The organism is Pseudomonas sp. WJP1 (assembly GCF_028471945.1).
GTDB lineage: Bacteria > Pseudomonadota > Gammaproteobacteria > Pseudomonadales > Pseudomonadaceae > Aquipseudomonas.
Map to the genome: position 1 here is coordinate 911,204 of NZ_CP110128.1, position 18,169 is coordinate 929,372.

The window sequence follows — 18,169 nt, forward strand, 5'->3', positions numbered from 1 at the left end:
CATGTCGCACCAATCTGATTTGATCAGCGAGGACATCCTCGCCTACCTGGGCCAGCACGAACGTAAAGAACTGCTGCGCTTTCTGACCTGCGGTAACGTCGACGACGGCAAGAGCACCCTGATCGGGCGCCTGCTGCATGACTCCAAGATGATCTACGAAGATCACCTGGAAGCCATTACCCGCGACTCGAAAAAAGTCGGCACCACCGGTGAAGACATCGACCTGGCACTGCTGGTCGATGGCCTGCAGGCCGAGCGTGAGCAAGGCATCACCATCGATGTCGCGTACCGCTACTTCTCCACCGCCAAGCGCAAATTCATCATCGCCGACACCCCCGGCCATGAGCAGTACACCCGCAACATGGCCACTGGTGCATCCACCTGTGACCTGGCGATCATCCTGGTCGACGCCCGCTACGGCGTGCAGACCCAGACCCGCCGCCACAGCTTCATCGCGTCGTTGCTGGGCATCAAGCACATCGTCGTCGCCATCAACAAGATGGACCTCAAGGACTTCGACCAGGGCGTGTTCGAGTCGATCAAGGCCGACTACCTGCAGTTTGCCGAGGGCTTGAAGCTGAAGCCGACCAGCATGCACTTCGTGCCGATGTCGGCCTTGAAGGGCGACAACGTGGTGAACAAGTCCGAGCGCTCGCCGTGGTACACCGGCCAGTCGCTGATGGAAATCCTCGAGACCGTGGAAGTGGCGGGCGACCGCAACTTCACCGACCTGCGTTTCCCGGTGCAGTACGTCAACCGTCCGAACCTGAACTTCCGCGGTTTCGCCGGCACCCTGGCCAGCGGTATCGTCAAGAAGGGCGACGAAGTCGTGGTGTTGCCGTCGGGCAAGAGCAGCCGCGTGAAATCCATCGTCACCTTCGAAGGTGAACTGGAACACGCAGGTCCCGGTCAGGCGGTAACCCTGACCATGGAAGACGAGATCGACATCTCCCGTGGCGACCTGTTGGTTCACGCCGACAACGTGCCGCCGGTCACCGACAGCTTCGAAGCGATGCTGGTGTGGATGGCTGAAGAGCCGATGCTGCCGGGCAAGAAATACGACATCAAGCGCGCTACCAGTTACGTACCTGGTTCCATCGCCAGCATCGTCAACAAGGTCGACGTGAACACCCTGGAAGAAGGCCCGGCCAGCGCGTTGCAGCTGAACGAAATCGGCAAGGTCAAGATCGCGCTCGACGCGCCGATTGCCCTCGACGGTTACGACAGCAACCGCACCACCGGTGCATTCATCATCATCGACCGCCTGACCAACGGCACCGTTGGCGCCGGCATGATCGTCGCGCAGCCGGTGGCGCATGGCACCAGCACGCACCACGGCAAACTGGCCCACGTCGCCACCGAAGAGCGTGCACAGCGCTTCGGCCAACAACCGGCCACCGTGTTGTTCAGCGGCCTGTCGGGCGCGGGCAAAAGCACTCTGGCGTATGCGGTTGAACGCAAGCTGTTCGACCTGGGTCGTGCGGTGTTCGTGCTCGATGGCCAGAACCTGCGTCATGACCTGAACAAAGGTCTGCCACAGGATCGCGCCGGGCGTACCGAGAACTGGCGTCGTGCCGCTCACGTGGCGCGTCAGTTCAACGAAGCCGGCCTGCTGACCCTGGCGGCGTTCGTTGCGCCGAGTGCCGAAGGTCGTGAGCAGGCTCGGGAACTGATCGGCAAAGAGCGTCTGGTAACGGTCTACGTCCAGGCTTCGCCGACGGTCTGTGCCGAACGTGACCCGCAAGGCCTGTACGCGGCAGCCGGGGATAACATCCCGGGCGAGTCCTTCCCGTACGACGTACCGCTGGATGCCGACCTGGTGATCGATACCCAGTCCGTGTCGCTGGAAGAAGGCGTCAAGCAGGTGCTGGAGTTGCTGCGCAAGCGTGGCGCGATCTAAGCGTTAGCCTGCAATGAAAAACCCGCCGATGAGTGATCATCGGCGGGTTTTTTATTTCAGATCGACTCGGTCAACTGTAGGAGTGAGCCTGCTCGCGATAGCGGTGTATCAGTCGACACAAATTCTGAATGTACGACCGCTATCGCGAGCAGGCTCACTCCTACAAGGGATCAGCGTCTGCTTGGGAATTCGCGGTGCATCTGCCCCAGCAACGCATCCTTGTCTTCCCACAACTGGTTGATCCAGCCCTGGAACTGCAAGCGATACTCACCGTCCTGGTCGTAATTCTTGCCAATGAACTGCGGCGGAATCTTCAGCTCCTGAAAATGCACCACCACGTCTTTGACGTTACCGCACAGCAAGTCCCAGAAGCCCGGGCGACCGGCTGGATAATGGATCGTCACGTTGACGATCGATTCCAACTGTTCACCCATGGCATCCAGCACAAAGGCAATACCGCCCGCCTTGGGCTTGAGCAGGTACTTGAACGGTGATTTCTGCTGGGCATGCTTGCCTTCGGTAAAGCGCGTGCCTTCAACGAAATTGAAAATGCCCACCGGGTTATCACGAAACTTCGCACAGGTCTTGCGCGTGGTTTCCAGGTCTTTGCCTTTCTTCTCGGGGTGCTTTTCCAGATAGGCCTTGGAGTAGCGCTTCATGAACGGAAAACCGAGCGCCCACCACGCCAGTCCAATCACCGGCACCCAGATCAACTCCTGCTTGAGAAAGAACTTCAGCGGCTGGATACGCCGATTGAGCACGTATTGCAGCACCAGAATATCGACCCAGCTCTGGTGGTTGCTGGTGATCAGGTACGAGTGCTGATAGTCCAGGCCCTGCAAGCCGCTGACGTGCCAGCGGGTGCGACGGACCAGGTTCATCCAGCCTTTGTTGTTGCTGATCCAGGCTTCGTGGGTATGGCCCATCAACCAGTGTGCAATGCGTTGGGTGAGCGCGAACGGCAGTACCTTGAACAGCGCCACACAGAACAGGAACGAGCACAGCAAAATCGTGTTCAGCGCCAGCAGCAGCGCGGCAATCACTCCGCGCAAAAACGCGGGTAGGAAATCCAGCATTTACACATCCACAGGTCGGTTGGCGGCTTGAATCGCAGTCAGGGCGATGGTGTAGACGATGTCATCGACCTGCGCACCGCGCGGCAAATCGTTCACCGGTTTGCGCAGGCCTTGCAGCATCGGCCCGAGGCTGACGCAGTCGGCACTGCGCTGCACGGCTTTGTGCGTGGTGTTGCCGGTGTTGAGGTCGGGGAACACGAACACCGTGGCGCGACCAGCCACCTGGCTGTTCGGCGCCAGTTGCCGGGCCACGGTTTCGTTGGCGGCGGCGTCATACTGCAAAGGGCCGTCGATCAGCAGCGAGTTTTGCTGTTCATGGGCGAGCAATGTCGCTTCGCGGACCTTCTCGACTTCTTCGCCGCTGGCCGACTCACCGCTGGAATAGCTGATCATCGCCACACGCGGGGTGATGCCGAATGCCGCCGCCGAGTCGGCGCTTTGCAGGGCGATTTCGGCCAGTTCCACGGCGCTCGGGTGCGGGTTCATCACACAGTCGCCGTAGACCAGCACTTCTTCGGGAAACAGCATGAAGAACACCGACGACACCAGGGTGCAGCCCGGCGCGGTCTTGATCAGTTGCAGGGCCGGGCGGATGGTGTTGGCGGTAGAGTGAATGACGCCCGATACCAGGCCATCGACTTCGTCCAGCGCCAGCATCATGGTGCCGATCACCACGGTGTCCTCCAGTTGCTGCTCGGCCATCGGTGCGTTGAGGCTTTTGCTTTTGCGCAGGGCCACCATTGGCTCGACGTAGCGCTCGCGAATCAGGTCAGGGTCGAGAATTTCCAGCCCCGGCGGCAATTCAATGCCTTGGGCGCGGGCCACGGCTTCGACATCTGCAGGCTTGGCCAGCAACACGCAGCGGGCAATGCCACGGGCCTGGCAAATGGCGGCGGCTTGTACGGTCAACGGTTCGCTGCCTTCCGGCAGGACGATACGCTTGTTGGCGGCCTGGGCGCGCTGGATCAATTGATAGCGGAACACAGCCGGCGACAGGCGCATTTCCCGCGGGGTACCGCAGCGCTGGTGCAGCCAGTTGGCGTCGAGGTGACTGGCGACGAAATCGGTGATGATCTCTGCGCGCTCGCGGTCGTCGATCGGGATTTCCTTGTTCAGGCCGTTCAACTGGTTGGCGGTGTCGTAGGAACCGGTGCTCACCGACAGTACTGGCAGACCGGCCTGCAAGGCGCCACGGCAGAGGTCCATGATGCGCGGGTCGGGCAGGGTGTCGCTGGTCAGCAACAGACCGGCCAGCGGCACGCCGTTGATGGCCGCGAGGCTGACGGCGAGGATTATGTCGTCGCGATCGCCGGGGGTCACCACCAGCACGCCGGGCTTGAGCAGCTCCACGGTGTTGCGCATGGTGCGCGCGCAAATGATGATGTTGGTCATGCGCCGGGTTTCATAGTCGCCGGCGTTGAGCACTTGCGCGCCCATCAGGTCGGCCACGTCGCGAGTGCGCGGCGCGTTCAGTTCCGGGCGGAACGGAATGCAGCCCAGCAGGCGGAAATCACCACTGCGCAATAGCGGTGAATGTTCCTTCAGGCGCGCGGCAAAGGCCTCCATGCTTTCGTCTGTCTTGACCTTGTTCAGGATCACACCGAGGACTTTCGGGTCTTTCGGGCCGCCAAACAACTGCGCCTGCAATTCCACGCGACCGGACAATTCGGTCAGCACTTCGTTTTCCGGTGCCGACACCAGGATCACTTCGGCATCGAGACTCTTGGCCAGATGCAAATTGACCCGTGCGGCATAGCTTGCACTGCGGGTTGGCACCATGCCCTCCACGACCAGCACGTCCTTGCCAATAGCGGCTTGCTGGTAGAGGGTGATGATTTCTTCGAGCAGCTCATCAAGCTGGCCGTCACCGAGCATGCGTTCGACATGGGCCAGGCCCAATGGTTTTGGCGGCTTCAGGCCATGGGTACGGGCTACCAGTTCGGTAGAGCGCTCAGGGCCGGTATCACCTGGATGGGGCTGGGCAATCGGCTTGAAAAAGCCGACTTTCAGGCCGGCGCGCTCGAGGGTACGTACCAGCCCGAGGCTGATGGAGGTCAGGCCCACGCCAAAATCAGTGGGCGCGATAAAAAAAGTTTGCATGCGGATTCTCTAAAGGTGCATGGCAATGGTGACGGCCTATGACTGGCCAACTACCGAAATTCAGTCGCCAAGGTTATCGCTATCCGAGCCTTGTGCGCACCAACCGCAATCAAAGGGCTGGCCTATTTTTTCACGGCGCTGCACGGGATCCATGACCCAGGCGCGGGATTGCCACGGCGGCTGGTGGCGCAAGTGCTGGGTGTGGCCGCAGGAAAGCTCGGCCACCCAGTGGCCGTCTTCGTCCTGATGGAAGCCTGTGATCGTCACGTCCCGTCTGTCCGGGTTGTGTTCGCTTTCGGGCGATTGCTTCGCTAAACTGCGTCTTTCATCATTCTTATGCAAAAGGTCTCGCCCCATGCTGATCGCCGCCAATAAGGCTGTCTCCATCGACTATACCCTGACCAACGACGCTGGTGAGGTCATCGACAGCTCCGCCGGCGGCGCGCCGCTGGTCTACCTGCAAGGCGCAGGCAACATCATCCCGGGCCTGGAAAAGGCGCTGGAAGGCAAAGCAGTCGGCGACGAGCTGACCGTGGCCGTTGAGCCAGAAGATGCCTATGGCGAGTACGCTGCCGAACTGGTCAGCACCCTGAGCCGCAGCATGTTCGAAGGTGTCGACGAACTGGAAGTGGGCATGCAGTTCCACGCTTCCGCTCCAGACGGCCAAATGCAGATCGTGACCATCCGCGATCTGGACGGCGACGACGTCACCGTAGACGGCAACCACCCGTTGGCGGGGCAGCGCCTGAATTTCCAGGTCAAGATCATCGCCATCCGTGATGCCAGCCAGGAAGAAATCGCTCATGGCCACGTCCATGGCGAAGGTGGCCATCACCACTGATTTCTGCGCTAAGCTCAGATAGCTGGAGAGGCGCCCCGAGGGCGCCTTTTTAGTCTGCGGCTGTTCCAGGCGACACCACCAAGTGGCTGTTTAGAGAAGTACACGGGAATCTGGAGTACGTCATGAGTGCTTTTCACGAACTTAATTTGACAGCCCTGGATGGTCAGGCGCTACCTCTGGCGCCTTTCAAAGGGCGGGTCGTGCTGGTGGTCAACGTGGCCTCCAAATGTGGCTTGACGCCACAGTACGCGGCGCTGGAAAACCTCTACCAGCAGTTCAAGGGTAAAGGCTTCAGCGTGCTGGGCCTGCCGTGCAACCAGTTTGCCGGTCAGGAACCAGGTACCGAGCAAGAAATAAAGGACTTCTGCAGCCTCAACTATGGCGTGACCTTTCCGTTGTCCAGCAAGCTGGAAGTCAACGGTCACGATCGTCATCAGCTGTACAAGTTGCTGGCGGGCGAGGGCGCGGAGTTTCCCGGTGATATCACCTGGAATTTCGAAAAATTCCTGCTGGGTAAAGACGGGCGTGTACTGGCGCGCTTCTCGCCACGCACGGCGCCGGATGATCCAAGTGTCGTCCAGGCGATCGAAAAAGCCCTGGCCTGACACCTCCCTTGTAGGAGCGAGGCTTGCCCGCGAAGGCGGTCGGTCAGTCGACATCATTGTTGGCTGACATAACGCCTTAGCGGGCAAGCCTCGCTCCTACAATGCTTTCTGTCTTTTGACTCTTAATCACTAAAATCAATAATGCTGTTCAAGGCGCTCCACGCCCCATATTATCATCGTCATATAGTCATTCTTCGTGGAGCGTCCCCATGCCCGTCAAAGCCCTGTTCAAACCGTTCCACCTCGGCACCCTCGAACTGCCGACCCGCGTCGTCATGGCGCCGATGACCCGCTCGTTTTCGCCGGGCGGCGTACCCAATTCCAAAGTGATCGAGTACTACCGTCGCCGCGCCGCCGCTGGCGTGGGCTTGATCATCACTGAAGGCACCACCGTCGGGCACAAGGCTTCCAACGGCTACCCGAACGTACCGCATTTCTATGGCGAAGCCGCGTTGGCTGGCTGGAAGAAAGTCGTCGACGCGGTTCACGCCGAGGGTGGCAAGATCGTTCCGCAACTGTGGCATGTCGGCAGTGTGCGTCGCATCGGCACCGAGCCGGACGCCAGCGTGCCGGGTTATGGTCCGTCGGAAAAGGTGAAAGAGGGCAATGTCGTGGTGCACGGCATGACCCTACAGGACATTCAGGATGTGATCGGCGCATTCGCCCAGGCAGCGAAGGATGCCCAGAGCATCGGCATGGACGGCGTGGAAATCCACGGTGCCCACGGCTATCTGGTCGACCAGTTCTTCTGGGAAGGCAGCAACCAGCGCACCGACCAATACGGCGGCAGCCTGGCCAACCGTTCGCGTTTCGCCATCGAATTGATTCAAGCCGTACGTGCAGCGGTTGGCGAAGGTTTCCCGATCATCTTCCGTTTCTCCCAGTGGAAGCAGCAGGACTACACCGCGCGCCTGGTGCAAACCCCTGAGGCGTTGGGTGAGTTCCTCAAGCCGCTGGCCGACGCTGGCGTGGATATTTTCCACTGCTCGACACGTCGCTTCTGGGAGCCGGAGTTCGACGGTTCCGAGCTGAACCTGGCGGGCTGGACCCGCAAGCTAACTGGCAAGCCAACCATCACCGTGGGCAGCGTTGGTCTGGACGGCGAGTTCCTGCAGTTCATGGTCAACACCGACAAGGTGGCGCAGCCGGCCAGCCTGGAAAAACTGCTGGAGCGTTTGAACAACGACGAATTTGATCTGGTGGCGGTGGGTCGTGCATTGCTGGTAGACCCGGACTGGGCGCAGAAAGTGCGTGACGGCCGTGAGGAAGACATCTTGCCGTTCAGCCGTGAGGCGTTGATGTCGCTGGTTTAAGCAGCGTCCAGAAGGGCCCCTTCGCTGGCAAGCCAGCTCCCACAAGGTTTTGTGGCGGTCACATAATCTGTGAACACCCGGAGCACTGTGGGAGCGGGCTTGCCCGCGATGACTGACTCAAAAGCACCAAAGATATCAGGGGACGGTTGGTGCATTCGGCACCACCACCTCCCCAACACAAGCCCCCCGCAACTGCCCTTCGAACTGTTCGATGATCGCCGCCCACCCCTGCCGACTGGCATGCTGACGCGCATTGAGCCGCAGGCAGCGCAGGGTTTCGCGCTTCTCCAGCAGCCACACAGCGGCATCGCAGAACGCTTCCTCATCCCCCGGCATCGCCAGCACGCCGTTGTAGCCATGACGAATATGCTGCGCCGCTGCCGCCTGGTCGTAAGCCACCACACCCAGTCCCGAGGCCAATGCCTCAAGCACCACATTGCCGAAGGTCTCGGTCAGGCTCGGAAACAGAAACACATCCCCGGACGCATAGTGGCTGGCCAGGGCTTCACCCCGTTGTGCCCCGCAGAAAATCGCCTCGGGCAATTGGCTTTCCATCAGCGGCCGTTGCGGGCCATCGCCCACCACGATCAGTTTCAGAATGCGCTGTGGATAAGTGGACTTGAGCCTATCGAAACAACGTTTGAGCAAGCCGAGGTTTTTCTCCGTTGCCAAACGGCCTACATGGATAACGGCAATGTCCTTCTCACCCAGCCCCCATTGCTCGCGAAGCGCGTTCAAGCGTTTGCTGGGGTGAAACAACTGGCTGTCGACGCCGCGGGACAGCAACGCCAGGCGCTCGAAATGCCGACGCTCCAGCTCCATGCGCTGGCTGACACTGGGCACCAGGGTCAGGTTCGAGCGATTGTGGAACCAGCGCAAATAATGGGTCAGCAACCGAGTCAGCAAGCCGAACCCGTACTGACTGGAGTATTGCTGGAAGTTGGTGTGGAAGCCGCTCACCACTGAAATGCCCAGGCGCCGTGCCGCGCGCAATGCTGACAACCCCAAAGGCCCCTCGGTGGCGATATACAGCACATCCGGGCGATGGCGTTGCCAGCGTCGCAGCAGCTTGTGCATCGACGACTGCCCCCATTGCAACCCGGGATAACCCGGCAGCGGCCAGCCTCGACACAGCAACAACCCATCGTCACCGGCCGCCGATTGATCGCAACCCTGGCGTGGTCGCACCAATTCCACTTGATGCCCGCGCGCGCGCAGTCCGTCGCACAGGCGCCCTAGGGTATTGGCAACGCCGTTGATTTCCGGAGGGAAGGTTTCGGTGATCAGGGTGATATGCAGGGCTGTCGTCATGGCCTCAGTGTGGGCTGAGGCCATGTCGGCGTTGTGACGGCGAGATGATGGATTTGTGACCGACTAGCGTTGGGTCACCAGATTTTCCGCCCCCCGCTCACGCACCCAGAACAAGGTCGCCCCGGCCACGGCCGCCGGCATCATCAGGATGTTCACCACCGGAATCAGCAGCACCAGATAGACGCTGCCGCCGAAACTCATGCTCTGCCAGCGCTTCTGCCGCAGCCAGGCGAGCATCTCGTTCCAGCCCAGCTTGTGGTTATCCGCCGGGTAGTCGATGTACTGGATCGCCATCATCCACACCCCGAACAGCAGCCACAACGGCGCCGCGATGATGTTCACCACCGGGATGAACGAAAGGATGAATAGCCCGAGTGCTCGGGGCAGGAAGTAACCGAGCTTGCGCATTTCCCGGGCGAAAGTCCGGGGGACCATGGCGATCAGCTCGCCCCAGCTGAAGGCCGGGAAGTCGTCGGTGCCGCGCACCACCACTTCGACTTTTTCCGCGAGGAAACCGTTGAAGGGCGCCGCGATGATGTTGGCGAGCATGGTGAAGGTGAAGAACACCATCAACACCACCAGCACCACGAACAATGGCCACAGCACATAGTTGAGAAAACCCAGCCAGTCGGGCAGGGACGGCATCAGCGTATCGACCCACAGGCTGAACTGATGGCCGGCCAGAAAGATCAATCCGACGAACAGCACCAGGTTGATGGCCAGCGGTAACAATACGAACAAACGCAGACCGGGGCTCAGGACCAGCTTGAGGCCTTCGCGCAGGTATTGCGGGCCGGACAGAACAGGGGCGGGCATAACGGGCTCCGGACAATGGGAAACGCGCCGACCTTACCGGCTTTGCCTGACAGGCGAAAGCGCGACAGTGACATCGACATTAACTGTAACAAAGGCGTCCTGATTATCGCTCAGTGGGGATAGAGACCACCTATGAGCTGGATTGTTAAACCGTATTTCCTTAATCTTCGCCCCCTCGATACGCTGCACCCAATCTTTTTACAGGACGGTCGAGTTCAAGCCTTCCCCAAGCGCTTTCAATCGTCCTTTTTTATTCCCGCCGGTCAGCCGGCGTTCCGCGCCAGGTATTCCGGGCCGGTCAACAGGAGCAGGTCATGTCTGAAGTCCGTCATTCGCGAGTGATTATTCTCGGTTCCGGCCCTGCCGGTTACAGCGCCGCGGTCTATGCCGCCCGTGCCAACCTCAAGCCACTTTTGATCACCGGCATGCAGGCCGGCGGTCAACTGACCACCACCACCGAAGTCGACAACTGGCCGGGCGATGTCCACGGCCTGACCGGCCCGGCGTTGATGGAGCGGATGCGCGAGCACGCCGAGCGCTTTGAAACCGAGATCGTTTTCGATCACATCAATGCCGTGGACTTCGCTGCCAAGCCTTACACCCTGACCGGCGACAGCGCGACCTACACCTGCGACGCCCTGATCATCGCCACCGGTGCCAGCGCGCGTTACCTGGGCCTGCCGTCGGAAGAAGCGTTCATGGGCAAGGGCGTTTCGGCCTGCGCGACCTGCGACGGTTTCTTCTACCGCAACAAGCCTGTGGCTGTGGTCGGCGGCGGTAACACCGCTGTTGAAGAAGCCCTGTACCTGGCCAACATCGCCAGCACCGTGACCCTGATTCACCGTCGCGAAACCTTCCGCGCCGAGAAGATCCTGATCGACAAGCTCAATGCCCGCGTGGCCGAAGGCAAGATCATCCTGAAGCTGAACGCGACCCTGGACGAAGTGCTGGGCGACAACATGGGCGTGACCGGTGCCCGTCTGAAGAACAACGACGGCAGCTTCGACGAAGTGAAAGTCGACGGCGTGTTCATCGCGATCGGCCACACCCCGAATACTTCGTTGTTCGAAGGCCAGTTGACCTTGAAAGACGGCTACCTGGTCGTGCACGGCGGCCGTGACGGCAACGCCACTGCGACCAACCTCGAAGGCATCTTCGCCGCTGGTGACGTGGCGGACCACGTCTACCGCCAGGCGATCACCTCCGCTGGCGCCGGTTGCATGGCGGCACTGGATGCTGAGCGTTACCTGGACAATCTGCAGAACGCTTGATTCTGCGTCCGTAAAAAAACCGGCTTCGGCCGGTTTTTTTGTGCCTTAGGATCACACCCAAACCTGTGGGAGCGGGCTTGCCCGCGATGGCGGCAAATCAGTCGCAATCAATGTTGGATGATAAATTGCTATCGCGGGCAAGCCCGCTCCCACAGGGGGCGTGGACTCAGGCTAGTTTTTGTAAACACGCCTCAAGAATATCCAGCCCTTCCTCCAGTACCGCAGATTCGATCGTCAACGGCGCCAGCAGCCGAATGATGTGCCGCGATTTGCCGCTGGGCATCAGCAACAAACCGGCGTCCCGGGCCAGGGCCAGCAGTTGCGTCAACTGCGCCGAAGCCGGAGTGCCGTCGGCCTTGATCAGCTCAATCCCACGCATCGCGCCGACTCCAGTCAAGCGCCCGAGGTAGGGTGACAGGTTGTGATCACGCCAGGACTGGTAGCGACTGACAATCGCTTCCTCCTGTTGTGAACCCCAGGCTTGCAGATTGGCGTCGGTCATTTCGTCCAGGGTCGCTAGCGCGGCGGCGCAGGCGATCGGGTTGCCGGAATATGTGCCGCCGAGCCCGCCCTTGGGCAAGTTGTCCAGCAGCGCCTTGCGCCCAACCACTGCTCCCAGCGGAACGCCACCGGCGATGCTTTTGCCCAGCAGGATCAGGTCCGGTTCGATGCCCAGTCGCGAGAACGCAAACCGCTGGCCCGTGCGGCCGAAGCCAGACTGGATTTCGTCCGCGATCAGCACAATGCCTTTTTCGTCGCAAAACGTACGTAGCGTCTGGGCGAACTCGACATCCATCGCCAGGAAACCGGCTTCACCCTGCACCGGTTCGACGATAAAGCAGGCCACGTCCTCGACGTCGATTTCGACGCTGAACAGACGCTCCATGGCTTTGAGGGCCTCGGCACAGGTCACGCCATTGTCCCGGCTGGGGAACGGCAGGTGATACACCGGCCCAGGCAGCACGCCGATTTTCTGTTTGTATGGCGAAACCTTGCCATTGAGGTTGAGGGTGGCCAGCGTGCGGCCGTGGAAGGCGCCGTCGAAGGCGATGACGGCTGTGCGGCCGGTGGCGCCACGGACGATCTTCAGCGCATTCTCCGCCGCTTCTGCGCCGCTGTTGGTGAGCATGCCGCTGACCGGGTAATCCACCGGAATGAACGCCGCCAGGCGATCCATGAGTTCGAGGTAGGAGGTATGGGGTGCGGCGTTGAAGGCGTAGTGGGTCAGCCGTGTGGCCTGTTCGCGAATGGCCTCGACGATGCGTGGATGGCAATGGCCGAGGTTCAATACACCGATGCCGCCGACAAAGTCGATGTAGCGTTTGCCATCGGTGTTCCAGACTTCGGCGTTCTTGCCGTGGCTGAGGGTGACAGGGTGAACGATATTGATCGACTGGCTGATGGTTTCGCTGCGCATGGCTGACCGGCTCGGAAGAAGGAGGGCTTCTTTTTATCTAAGCCGGGAGCAGCGGTGCCCGGCAAACGAAATAAAGTCGCCGGGTCAATCTTAAAAGTCGGGACACGTCCGTGCGGCGAAAATTACCGGCGGGTCAGCGGCTGTTGAGCGAACTTCACCCCGGCCAGACCATGGGCTATCAACGCACGGATATTGCCGTGATCGCTGCCCTCGGGCGTCGCCAGCACTGAACGGTAATGCTCGCCGAATGCCAGCAGCGCTTCTTTATCGCTCAGGCCTTCCAGCAGGGCCAGGCCCAGGGTCTTGCACGAACCTTCGTTCTGCCCGGCGGCGTTTTCCACGCCACCATTGTTGAAGGCCTGGGGCTGGTAGTCATAACCGGCGGCAATGAACGCCAGGGTATCGGCGAAGGCGTGTTCGCCGCTCTTGAGGCTGGTGCGCAGGGTGTTCAAATCATTCATTGGGTTTTCCTTTGGCGAACGCCGCTTGTTGTTCGGCGCTGGCTTCTTGCTGAAATTGGGCTTTCCACTCGGCATAGGGCATGCCGTAGACCACTTCGCGGGCGTCATCGAGGCTGACCTCGATCTGGCGTTCATCCGCCGCGGCCTTGTACCACTTGGACAGGCAATTGCGACAGAAACCGGAGAGGTTCATCAGGTCGATGTTCTGTACATCCTTGCGGCTGTCCAGGTGGGCCACCAGCCGGCGGAAGGCGGCGGCTTCGAGCTCAAGGCGTTCTTGATCGGTCATAGGGATCTCTGCGAGACAGCTTCAAGCGGCAAGCTTCAAGCTGCAAGATGGATGGCGGTGAGTCAAAGTTTACAGCCTGGCGCTTGAAGCTTGAAGCTAGCGGCTCGCTGCAAGCGTTATCGACACCGACTCGGCGAATCGCAGGGCGTGAGGCTTGTCGACTTCGACTTCGGCGTACAGCACCGACTCGTTGGCCATGACCAGGTCCAGCAGCTCCTGGGTCAGGCGTTCGAGCAGGGCGAAGCGGTTGCCTTCCACGTGGGCGATGATCGCCTTGGTGATGGTGCGGTAGTTCAGCGCGTGATCGATATCGTTGTCGCGCACCGCTTCCTGGGCGGCATAGAGGATGGTCAGGTTGATCAACACATCCTGCTTGTTGAGTATCTCGTCTTCGTTGATGCCAATGTAGGTGCGCAGGCACAGGTCCTTGACCCGGATGCGCGCCATGCCTGGTTGAAGTTGTGGCATTGCTACTTGCTCCGTCCAATCAATTGCAGGAACTCCTGGCGGGTGTTGCTCGACTCGCGGAAGGCGCCGAGCATCACCGAGGTGTTCATGGTCGAATTCTGTTTCTCGACGCCGCGCATCATCATGCACATGTGCTGCGCCTCGATGACCACGGCAACGCCAGCCGCGCCGGTTACCTGTTGCACGGCGTCGGCGATTTGCCGGGTGAGGTTTTCCTGGATCTGCAGGCGGCGGGCGAACATGTCCACCAGCCGCGCAATCTTCGACAGGCCCAACACCTTGCCCGTTGGAATATAAGCCACATGCGCCTTGCCGATGAAGGGCAGCAAGTGATGTTCGCAGAGGGAATAGAGTTCGATGTTGTCGACGATCACCATTTCATCGTTGTCGGACGCAAACAAGGCGCCGTTGATGATTTCCTCGACACTTTGCTCGTAACCGTGACACAGGTACTGCATGGCCTTCGCTGCGCGCAGCGGAGTGTCACGCAGGCCTTCGCGGTCGGGGTTTTCACCGAGACCGATGAGGATCTCGCGATAGTTCTGTGACAGGCGGTTCTGGGGTAGGGGCAGCGTCATGGAAGATCCTCAGGGACACTTATTTGATGTGCCTTCCGCCGTTGACGGTCAGGGTCGTGCCGGTGACATAAGGGTTATCGAGCAAATAACGCAGGCTCTGGTAGATCACTTCGCTGCCAGGCTCGATGCCCAGCGCGGATTTGGCCAGTGCCCTGGTGCGATACGCGGCATCGTCGTCGGCATTGAACAGTAGCAGGGCGGGCGCGATTCCGTTGACCTTGATGCCGGGTGCGTATCGGGCGGCGAAGGACAGGGTCAGGCTGTCGAGCCCGGCTTTGCTGGCACAGTAGCCGATGTGCTTGCTGCTGCCCTTGCGGGTCACGTCATCGCTGATGTGCACGATGTCGGCGGGGCTAGAGCGTTCGAGCAGGTCGGCGCAATGCAGGTTGATCAGGTAGGGTGCCAGCATGTGCACGCTGAACATGCGGGTGAATGCCGTGGCATCGGTGCCTGGGGTCTCGGCCAGCCATTCGGAGGCGTTATGGATAATCGCCCGCAGGCTGTCGGTGTGTGTTTTCAGTTCACTGATGAAGGTGAGGATCCCGGCTTCACTGGAGAAGTCCGCGAACAGCCCGATGGCCCCCAGGTCGCGCAGGGTTTGTACGCCGGGACGTTCGCTGCGGTAACTGAACATCACGCGATGGCCGTCTTCGAGCAATCGCTGAGCGCAATGCAGGCCGACACGCTGGCCGGCACCGGTGATCAGAATGGGGGCTGCGGAAGAGGTCATGAACGGCTCGCGTCGCGGTAAGAGCAAAACTATACCAGCGACGAGCCGTGAGCCTACAGGTTTTGGGTAGTCGGTTGCGCGGGCAATGGCCGTGTGGGCGCGCTGTTCAGCCAGCTTGCAAGCAGGTATGTCGACAGCGGAATGAAGAAGTAGACCATCAACGGTGTCAGGCACAGGGTGCTGATCAGCACGCGAGGCAATAACGTCATCTCGCCAAGCAACGGCCCAAGCACAAAGTTGAACAGGAGGGACACCGGAAAGAACGCCAGCCAGATCGCAACAGCCTGTTTCCAGCGTGGCGGGCGTTGTCCCGCTGCGCCGAACCAGCCTTCGATGCCACTGACCCGATGCTCCGTCGGGTGGGCGAACAAATCGCTGCCACGGGCCAGCCAGGCGGTGCGCGAGGCGGAGTGCTCCCAGGCGTGCAGCGTCGGTTCGTCGGCGAAGCGGAAAATGATCTGGAATTCGTTATCGCCGGGCGGCGGAGCGAGCACGCCGGAGCCCAGGTAACCGGGGAAGTCGGTGGCCAGTTGTTCGCCTTCGCGCAGCCAGGCCATCAAGTCCTGATAGCGCCCATCGGCGACGCGACGCGCAACCATCAGCGTGACGGGGGAGGTAGACATCATGTATCTCCGTAAACAAATGCGTCGCTCCGGATAGGAGTTTCGCCAGGCGCAGCGCCGGGGTGGTGGGCTGCATCTTGGGACAAGCAAATAGTATTCCCGATTCTACCTGCGACGTCGGTGCCCCCGGTAACAATCTATTTCTTGAATGATTGAGGTGCAGCGGAGGTAGAATGGGACCTGATTAATACATGGACGTAGGCCTCTAAATGCCTGTCTTGACCGACGTTGCTCCGGATGTGTCGCCGGCGCTCTCCCTGGAACGGGTAGAGCTTTTTCCGATACGCGAAGTGGCGCGCCTGACCGGTGTAAACCCGGTCACGCTTCGCGCGTGGGAGCGACGTTATGGCCTGATCGTGCCCACCCGCACCGAAAGCGGGCATCGCCTGTATTCGTTGACCGACATCGAGCGGGTCCGCAGCATCCTCAACTGGATCGAGCGCGGTGTAGCGGTCAGCAAGATCGCCAGGATCCTGGCCAAGGCGGCGCCGTTGCAGGCACTGGCGCACATCATCCCCAGCGATCTGGTGCAGGCCGATTACGCACAGTGGCAGCAACAGCTTGCGGCCGCGGTCAGTGCGTTTGACGACGCCCGGCTGGAGCAGGTCTACGGGCAGATCTTTTCCAGCTACTCCCAACCGGTGGTTTTCCAGGACATCCTGCTTCCGCTGTGGAGGCAATTGCTGCAGCGCCAGGATACGTTTGGCCGGGCCAGCGAATGGTTGTTCCTCGATGGGTTCCTGCGCTCGCGGGTGGTTCAGCGCCTTTTGCTGATCCGTGACCGGCACCCCAGGCGAGTCATCGTCAGCGCCTTGGCGGGCCAGTGTCGCGAGCTCGAGTTACTGATCGCCGCGCTGTTCCTGGCCAATGATCAAATGGGGGTGCGGGTGCTGACCACCGGGCAACCGTTCGACGAACTGACCCTGGTCTGCGAGCGGATCAAACCCCGGGCGCTGGTGCTGTTTTCCAATCACGTCCCCACCCCTGACTTGCCCCGGCGCCTGAATCGCTTGGCGATGAGCCTGGATTGCCCCCTGTTGCTGGCCGGTGAGGCTTGTGACCTGGCGCAGGAAAGCCTTGCCGGGTCGTCGATCGGCTGCCTGGGCAACGAGGGCATGGTGATGCGCCAGCGCCTGAACCAGTTTCTGGCCGGCAGCCTGGATACCTGAGGATCAGAGGATCAGAGGTGCAGAGTGGGATGGGTCAAGCGATGCTGTTGCAGGATGAACTGACGCAGGCGCTCGGTTTCGTCCAGGTCGTTCTGGCTCAACTGATAGGCATAGAAACCCTGTTCGGTTTCTTTTTCGAGGGTCCCGCGCAAGGCGATTCGTTCATAGCCTGAGGGACTGAACCACAGGGCGAAGTGCTTGGGTGCCTTGGTCTTGTTGCGAATCTCCAGCAAAACCCCTTTGAACGAAACCTCGTGCACCCACAGGGTGCCGGGTTGGCCCTTGGCGTTTTCCAGCGCCACCGGCTCGTCGAGCACCAACCGCCATGGCCGCACCGATGGCCCGCCCTCATAAATGCTGGGCACGCCCAGGCGCAGGTGCATGGCATGAAACTCGTCTTCCACCAGGTGCAGTGGGAAGGTCATTTGCTGGTTTTCGAAGTTGGCTTGAAGGGTGACCTGCTCATGCGCGGCCAGGCGCGTGAGCAGGTCACGGATCTGCGACCCACCGTTGACCAGCAGGCTCGACGTCGCATCCCGCACATTCAGCTGCGGGTTGTGTTGCATGGTCTGGATAAAATCCAGCTCATCCTGGGTCAGGAGCGCGTCGCGTTGCATGGTGGGCTCGAAAAAATTAGTTACAGGCACTGGTGATTGTAGTTAATGACAATTGATTCGCTGTTTAGTTTTTGCCGTTCGTCGCCTTGAGCGCGGCAAGCTCGGCCTGGACTTCTGCCAATTGCGCTTCCAGCTGCACCACCCGCTGCTGTGCCTTGACCTGTATGGTCACGTCTTTCTGCACGCCGATGAAATAAACCTGGCCGTCATTCGGATTTTTCACCGTTGAAAGCGACAGTTCGTTCCAGAACGGCGTGCCGTCCTTGCGATAGTTGCGCAGGATTTCCCGACAGGCGCCTTCACTGTTCAGCGCGTCACGAATCTTCGGCAAGGCATCCTGGTCGCGGTCGCCGGACTGCAGGAAGCGGCAATCCTGGTAGAGAATCTCTTCGCTGGTGTAACCGGTCAGGCGTTCGAAGGCCGGGTTGACGTAGATCAGGATCTTGTCTTGATCGCCTTCTTTTTCGGCGATCACGATACCGTCGTTGGAGGCATTGATCGCCAGCTGCAGCAGTTTCGCGTTGATCATCGGTGAAACCCTTCCTTGTTGGTTGTCTGTGGGATTCTAAAAGAACAATGCAGAC

At 60.3% G+C, this 18,169-nt stretch carries 20 protein-coding genes; 6 read left to right on the forward strand and 14 right to left on the reverse strand.

Annotated features, from left to right (window positions below; all coding sequences use genetic code 11):
* Position 1 precedes the first annotated feature (1 nt).
* Positions 2 to 1,900, forward strand: coding sequence for a sulfate adenylyltransferase subunit CysN (cysN, locus tag OH720_RS04070; RefSeq protein WP_272604648.1), 1,899 nt, complete (start codon positions 2 to 4; stop codon positions 1,898 to 1,900).
* Between the two features lie 170 nt (positions 1,901 to 2,070).
* On the opposite strand, the gene OH720_RS04075 is transcribed toward cysN, so the two are convergent.
* Genes OH720_RS04075 through OH720_RS04085 form a run of 3 tightly spaced genes read right to left on the reverse strand, consistent with a single transcriptional unit; the run spans position 2,071 to position 5,463 of the window.
* Complete coding sequence (locus OH720_RS04075; protein ID WP_272604649.1) at positions 2,071 to 2,976, reverse strand: acyltransferase; 906 nt, start codon at positions 2,974 to 2,976, stop codon at positions 2,071 to 2,073.
* Positions 2,977 to 5,076 (reverse strand): phosphate acetyltransferase, encoded by a 2,100-nt coding sequence (gene pta / locus OH720_RS04080; protein ID WP_272604650.1) that lies wholly within the window; start codon positions 5,074 to 5,076, stop codon positions 2,977 to 2,979.
* A gap of 60 nt (positions 5,077 to 5,136) precedes the next feature.
* On the reverse strand, positions 5,137 to 5,463 hold the full coding sequence (locus OH720_RS04085; RefSeq protein ID WP_272604651.1) for a DUF3565 domain-containing protein: 327 nt from the start codon (positions 5,461 to 5,463) through the stop codon (positions 5,137 to 5,139).
* On the opposite strand from OH720_RS04085, the gene OH720_RS04090 reads away from it, so the two are divergent.
* The 3 genes from OH720_RS04090 (at position 5,432) to OH720_RS04100 (ending at position 7,835) form a co-directional block, all read left to right on the forward strand.
* Positions 5,432 to 5,917, forward strand: a complete 486-nt coding sequence (locus OH720_RS04090) for an FKBP-type peptidyl-prolyl cis-trans isomerase (protein WP_008026954.1) — start codon at positions 5,432 to 5,434, stop codon at positions 5,915 to 5,917. The genes OH720_RS04085 and OH720_RS04090 overlap by 32 nt on opposite strands.
* 122 nt (positions 5,918 to 6,039) lie before the next feature.
* Positions 6,040 to 6,522 carry a glutathione peroxidase gene (locus OH720_RS04095; protein WP_272604652.1) on the forward strand — a complete coding sequence of 161 codons (483 nt, stop codon included), beginning with the start codon at positions 6,040 to 6,042 and terminating at the stop codon, positions 6,520 to 6,522.
* Between the two features lie 209 nt (positions 6,523 to 6,731).
* Entirely contained in the window at positions 6,732 to 7,835 is a 1,104-nt protein-coding gene (locus OH720_RS04100) for an NADH:flavin oxidoreductase (RefSeq protein WP_272604653.1), read from the forward strand.
* A gap of 135 nt (positions 7,836 to 7,970) precedes the next feature.
* Here OH720_RS04100 and OH720_RS04105 read toward each other — a convergent pair whose 3' ends face one another.
* Positions 7,971 to 9,170 carry a glycosyltransferase family 4 protein gene (locus tag OH720_RS04105; RefSeq protein WP_272604654.1) on the reverse strand — a complete coding sequence of 400 codons (1,200 nt, stop codon included), beginning with the start codon at positions 9,168 to 9,170 and terminating at the stop codon, positions 7,971 to 7,973.
* A gap of 39 nt (positions 9,171 to 9,209) precedes the next feature.
* Positions 9,210 to 9,962, reverse strand: a complete 753-nt coding sequence (cysZ, locus tag OH720_RS04110; protein ID WP_008054396.1) for a sulfate transporter CysZ — start codon at positions 9,960 to 9,962, stop codon at positions 9,210 to 9,212.
* A gap of 314 nt (positions 9,963 to 10,276) precedes the next feature.
* Here cysZ and trxB point away from each other — a divergent pair, with 314 nt between their 5' ends.
* Entirely contained in the window at positions 10,277 to 11,233 is a 957-nt protein-coding gene (gene trxB / locus OH720_RS04115; RefSeq protein WP_033042914.1) for a thioredoxin-disulfide reductase, read from the forward strand.
* A gap of 166 nt (positions 11,234 to 11,399) precedes the next feature.
* Here trxB and OH720_RS04120 read toward each other — a convergent pair whose 3' ends face one another.
* From OH720_RS04120 to OH720_RS04150, 7 genes are all read right to left on the reverse strand, one after another.
* A complete protein-coding gene (locus tag OH720_RS04120) occupies positions 11,400 to 12,650 on the reverse strand; it encodes a 2-aminoadipate transaminase (RefSeq protein WP_272604655.1) in 1,251 nt (416 codons plus the stop codon).
* A 122-nt stretch (positions 12,651 to 12,772) separates the two neighbouring features.
* On the reverse strand, positions 12,773 to 13,111 hold the full coding sequence (locus tag OH720_RS04125; protein ID WP_272604656.1) for a HopJ type III effector protein: 339 nt from the start codon (positions 13,109 to 13,111) through the stop codon (positions 12,773 to 12,775).
* Positions 13,104 to 13,400: a DUF1244 domain-containing protein gene (locus OH720_RS04130; RefSeq protein WP_272604657.1), complete on the reverse strand. Its 297-nt coding sequence runs from the start codon at positions 13,398 to 13,400 to the stop codon at positions 13,104 to 13,106. Before OH720_RS04130 ends, OH720_RS04125 begins: the two co-directional genes overlap by 8 nt.
* A 96-nt stretch (positions 13,401 to 13,496) precedes the next feature.
* A complete protein-coding gene (gene folX / locus OH720_RS04135; RefSeq protein ID WP_008054404.1) occupies positions 13,497 to 13,868 on the reverse strand; it encodes a dihydroneopterin triphosphate 2'-epimerase in 372 nt (123 codons plus the stop codon).
* 2 nt (positions 13,869 to 13,870) lie between these two features.
* Entirely contained in the window at positions 13,871 to 14,446 is a 576-nt protein-coding gene (gene folE, locus OH720_RS04140) for a GTP cyclohydrolase I FolE (protein WP_272604658.1), read from the reverse strand.
* A 19-nt stretch (positions 14,447 to 14,465) separates the two neighbouring features.
* On the reverse strand, positions 14,466 to 15,176 hold the full coding sequence (gene folM, locus OH720_RS04145; RefSeq protein ID WP_272604659.1) for a dihydromonapterin reductase: 711 nt from the start codon (positions 15,174 to 15,176) through the stop codon (positions 14,466 to 14,468).
* Between the two features lie 53 nt (positions 15,177 to 15,229).
* Entirely contained in the window at positions 15,230 to 15,799 is a 570-nt protein-coding gene (locus OH720_RS04150) for an antibiotic biosynthesis monooxygenase (RefSeq protein ID WP_272606395.1), read from the reverse strand.
* A gap of 209 nt (positions 15,800 to 16,008) precedes the next feature.
* Here OH720_RS04150 and OH720_RS04155 point away from each other — a divergent pair, with 209 nt between their 5' ends.
* Complete coding sequence (locus OH720_RS04155) at positions 16,009 to 16,968, forward strand: MerR family transcriptional regulator (RefSeq protein WP_272604660.1); 960 nt, start codon at positions 16,009 to 16,011, stop codon at positions 16,966 to 16,968.
* Positions 16,969 to 16,979: 11 nt separating this feature from the next.
* On the opposite strand, the gene OH720_RS04160 is transcribed toward OH720_RS04155, so the two are convergent.
* Positions 16,980 to 17,585 (reverse strand): hypothetical protein, encoded by a 606-nt coding sequence (locus OH720_RS04160; protein ID WP_272604661.1) that lies wholly within the window; start codon positions 17,583 to 17,585, stop codon positions 16,980 to 16,982.
* A gap of 64 nt (positions 17,586 to 17,649) precedes the next feature.
* Positions 17,650 to 18,114: a PAS domain-containing protein gene (locus tag OH720_RS04165; RefSeq protein WP_272604662.1), complete on the reverse strand. Its 465-nt coding sequence runs from the start codon at positions 18,112 to 18,114 to the stop codon at positions 17,650 to 17,652.
* Between the last annotated feature and the right edge of the window lie 55 nt (positions 18,115 to 18,169).

Excerpts from the sequence above, each read along its gene's own strand:
- cysN (WP_272604648.1), top strand. The coding sequence starts at position 2 with ATGTCGCACCAATCTGATTTGATCAGCGAGGACATCCTCGCCTACCTG.
- OH720_RS04075 (WP_272604649.1), bottom strand. The coding sequence starts at position 2,976 with ATGCTGGATTTCCTACCCGCGTTTTTGCGCGGAGTGATTGCCGCGCTG.
- pta (WP_272604650.1), bottom strand. The coding sequence starts at position 5,076 with ATGCAAACTTTTTTTATCGCGCCCACTGATTTTGGCGTGGGCCTGACC.
- OH720_RS04090 (WP_008026954.1), top strand. The coding sequence starts at position 5,432 with ATGCTGATCGCCGCCAATAAGGCTGTCTCCATCGACTATACCCTGACC.
- OH720_RS04085 (WP_272604651.1), bottom strand. The coding sequence starts at position 5,463 with ATGGAGACAGCCTTATTGGCGGCGATCAGCATGGGGCGAGACCTTTTG.
- OH720_RS04095 (WP_272604652.1), top strand. The coding sequence starts at position 6,040 with ATGAGTGCTTTTCACGAACTTAATTTGACAGCCCTGGATGGTCAGGCG.
- OH720_RS04100 (WP_272604653.1), top strand. The coding sequence starts at position 6,732 with ATGCCCGTCAAAGCCCTGTTCAAACCGTTCCACCTCGGCACCCTCGAA.
- OH720_RS04105 (WP_272604654.1), bottom strand. The coding sequence starts at position 9,170 with ATGGCCTCAGCCCACACTGAGGCCATGACGACAGCCCTGCATATCACC.
- cysZ (WP_008054396.1), bottom strand. The coding sequence starts at position 9,962 with ATGCCCGCCCCTGTTCTGTCCGGCCCGCAATACCTGCGCGAAGGCCTC.
- trxB (WP_033042914.1), top strand. The coding sequence starts at position 10,277 with ATGTCTGAAGTCCGTCATTCGCGAGTGATTATTCTCGGTTCCGGCCCT.
- OH720_RS04120 (WP_272604655.1), bottom strand. The coding sequence starts at position 12,650 with ATGCGCAGCGAAACCATCAGCCAGTCGATCAATATCGTTCACCCTGTC.
- OH720_RS04125 (WP_272604656.1), bottom strand. The coding sequence starts at position 13,111 with ATGAATGATTTGAACACCCTGCGCACCAGCCTCAAGAGCGGCGAACAC.
- OH720_RS04130 (WP_272604657.1), bottom strand. The coding sequence starts at position 13,400 with ATGACCGATCAAGAACGCCTTGAGCTCGAAGCCGCCGCCTTCCGCCGG.
- folX (WP_008054404.1), bottom strand. The coding sequence starts at position 13,868 with ATGCCACAACTTCAACCAGGCATGGCGCGCATCCGGGTCAAGGACCTG.
- folE (WP_272604658.1), bottom strand. The coding sequence starts at position 14,446 with ATGACGCTGCCCCTACCCCAGAACCGCCTGTCACAGAACTATCGCGAG.
- folM (WP_272604659.1), bottom strand. The coding sequence starts at position 15,176 with ATGACCTCTTCCGCAGCCCCCATTCTGATCACCGGTGCCGGCCAGCGT.
- OH720_RS04150 (WP_272606395.1), bottom strand. The coding sequence starts at position 15,799 with ATGTCTACCTCCCCCGTCACGCTGATGGTTGCGCGTCGCGTCGCCGAT.
- OH720_RS04155 (WP_272604660.1), top strand. The coding sequence starts at position 16,009 with ATGCCTGTCTTGACCGACGTTGCTCCGGATGTGTCGCCGGCGCTCTCC.
- OH720_RS04160 (WP_272604661.1), bottom strand. The coding sequence starts at position 17,585 with ATGCAACGCGACGCGCTCCTGACCCAGGATGAGCTGGATTTTATCCAG.
- OH720_RS04165 (WP_272604662.1), bottom strand. The coding sequence starts at position 18,114 with ATGATCAACGCGAAACTGCTGCAGCTGGCGATCAATGCCTCCAACGAC.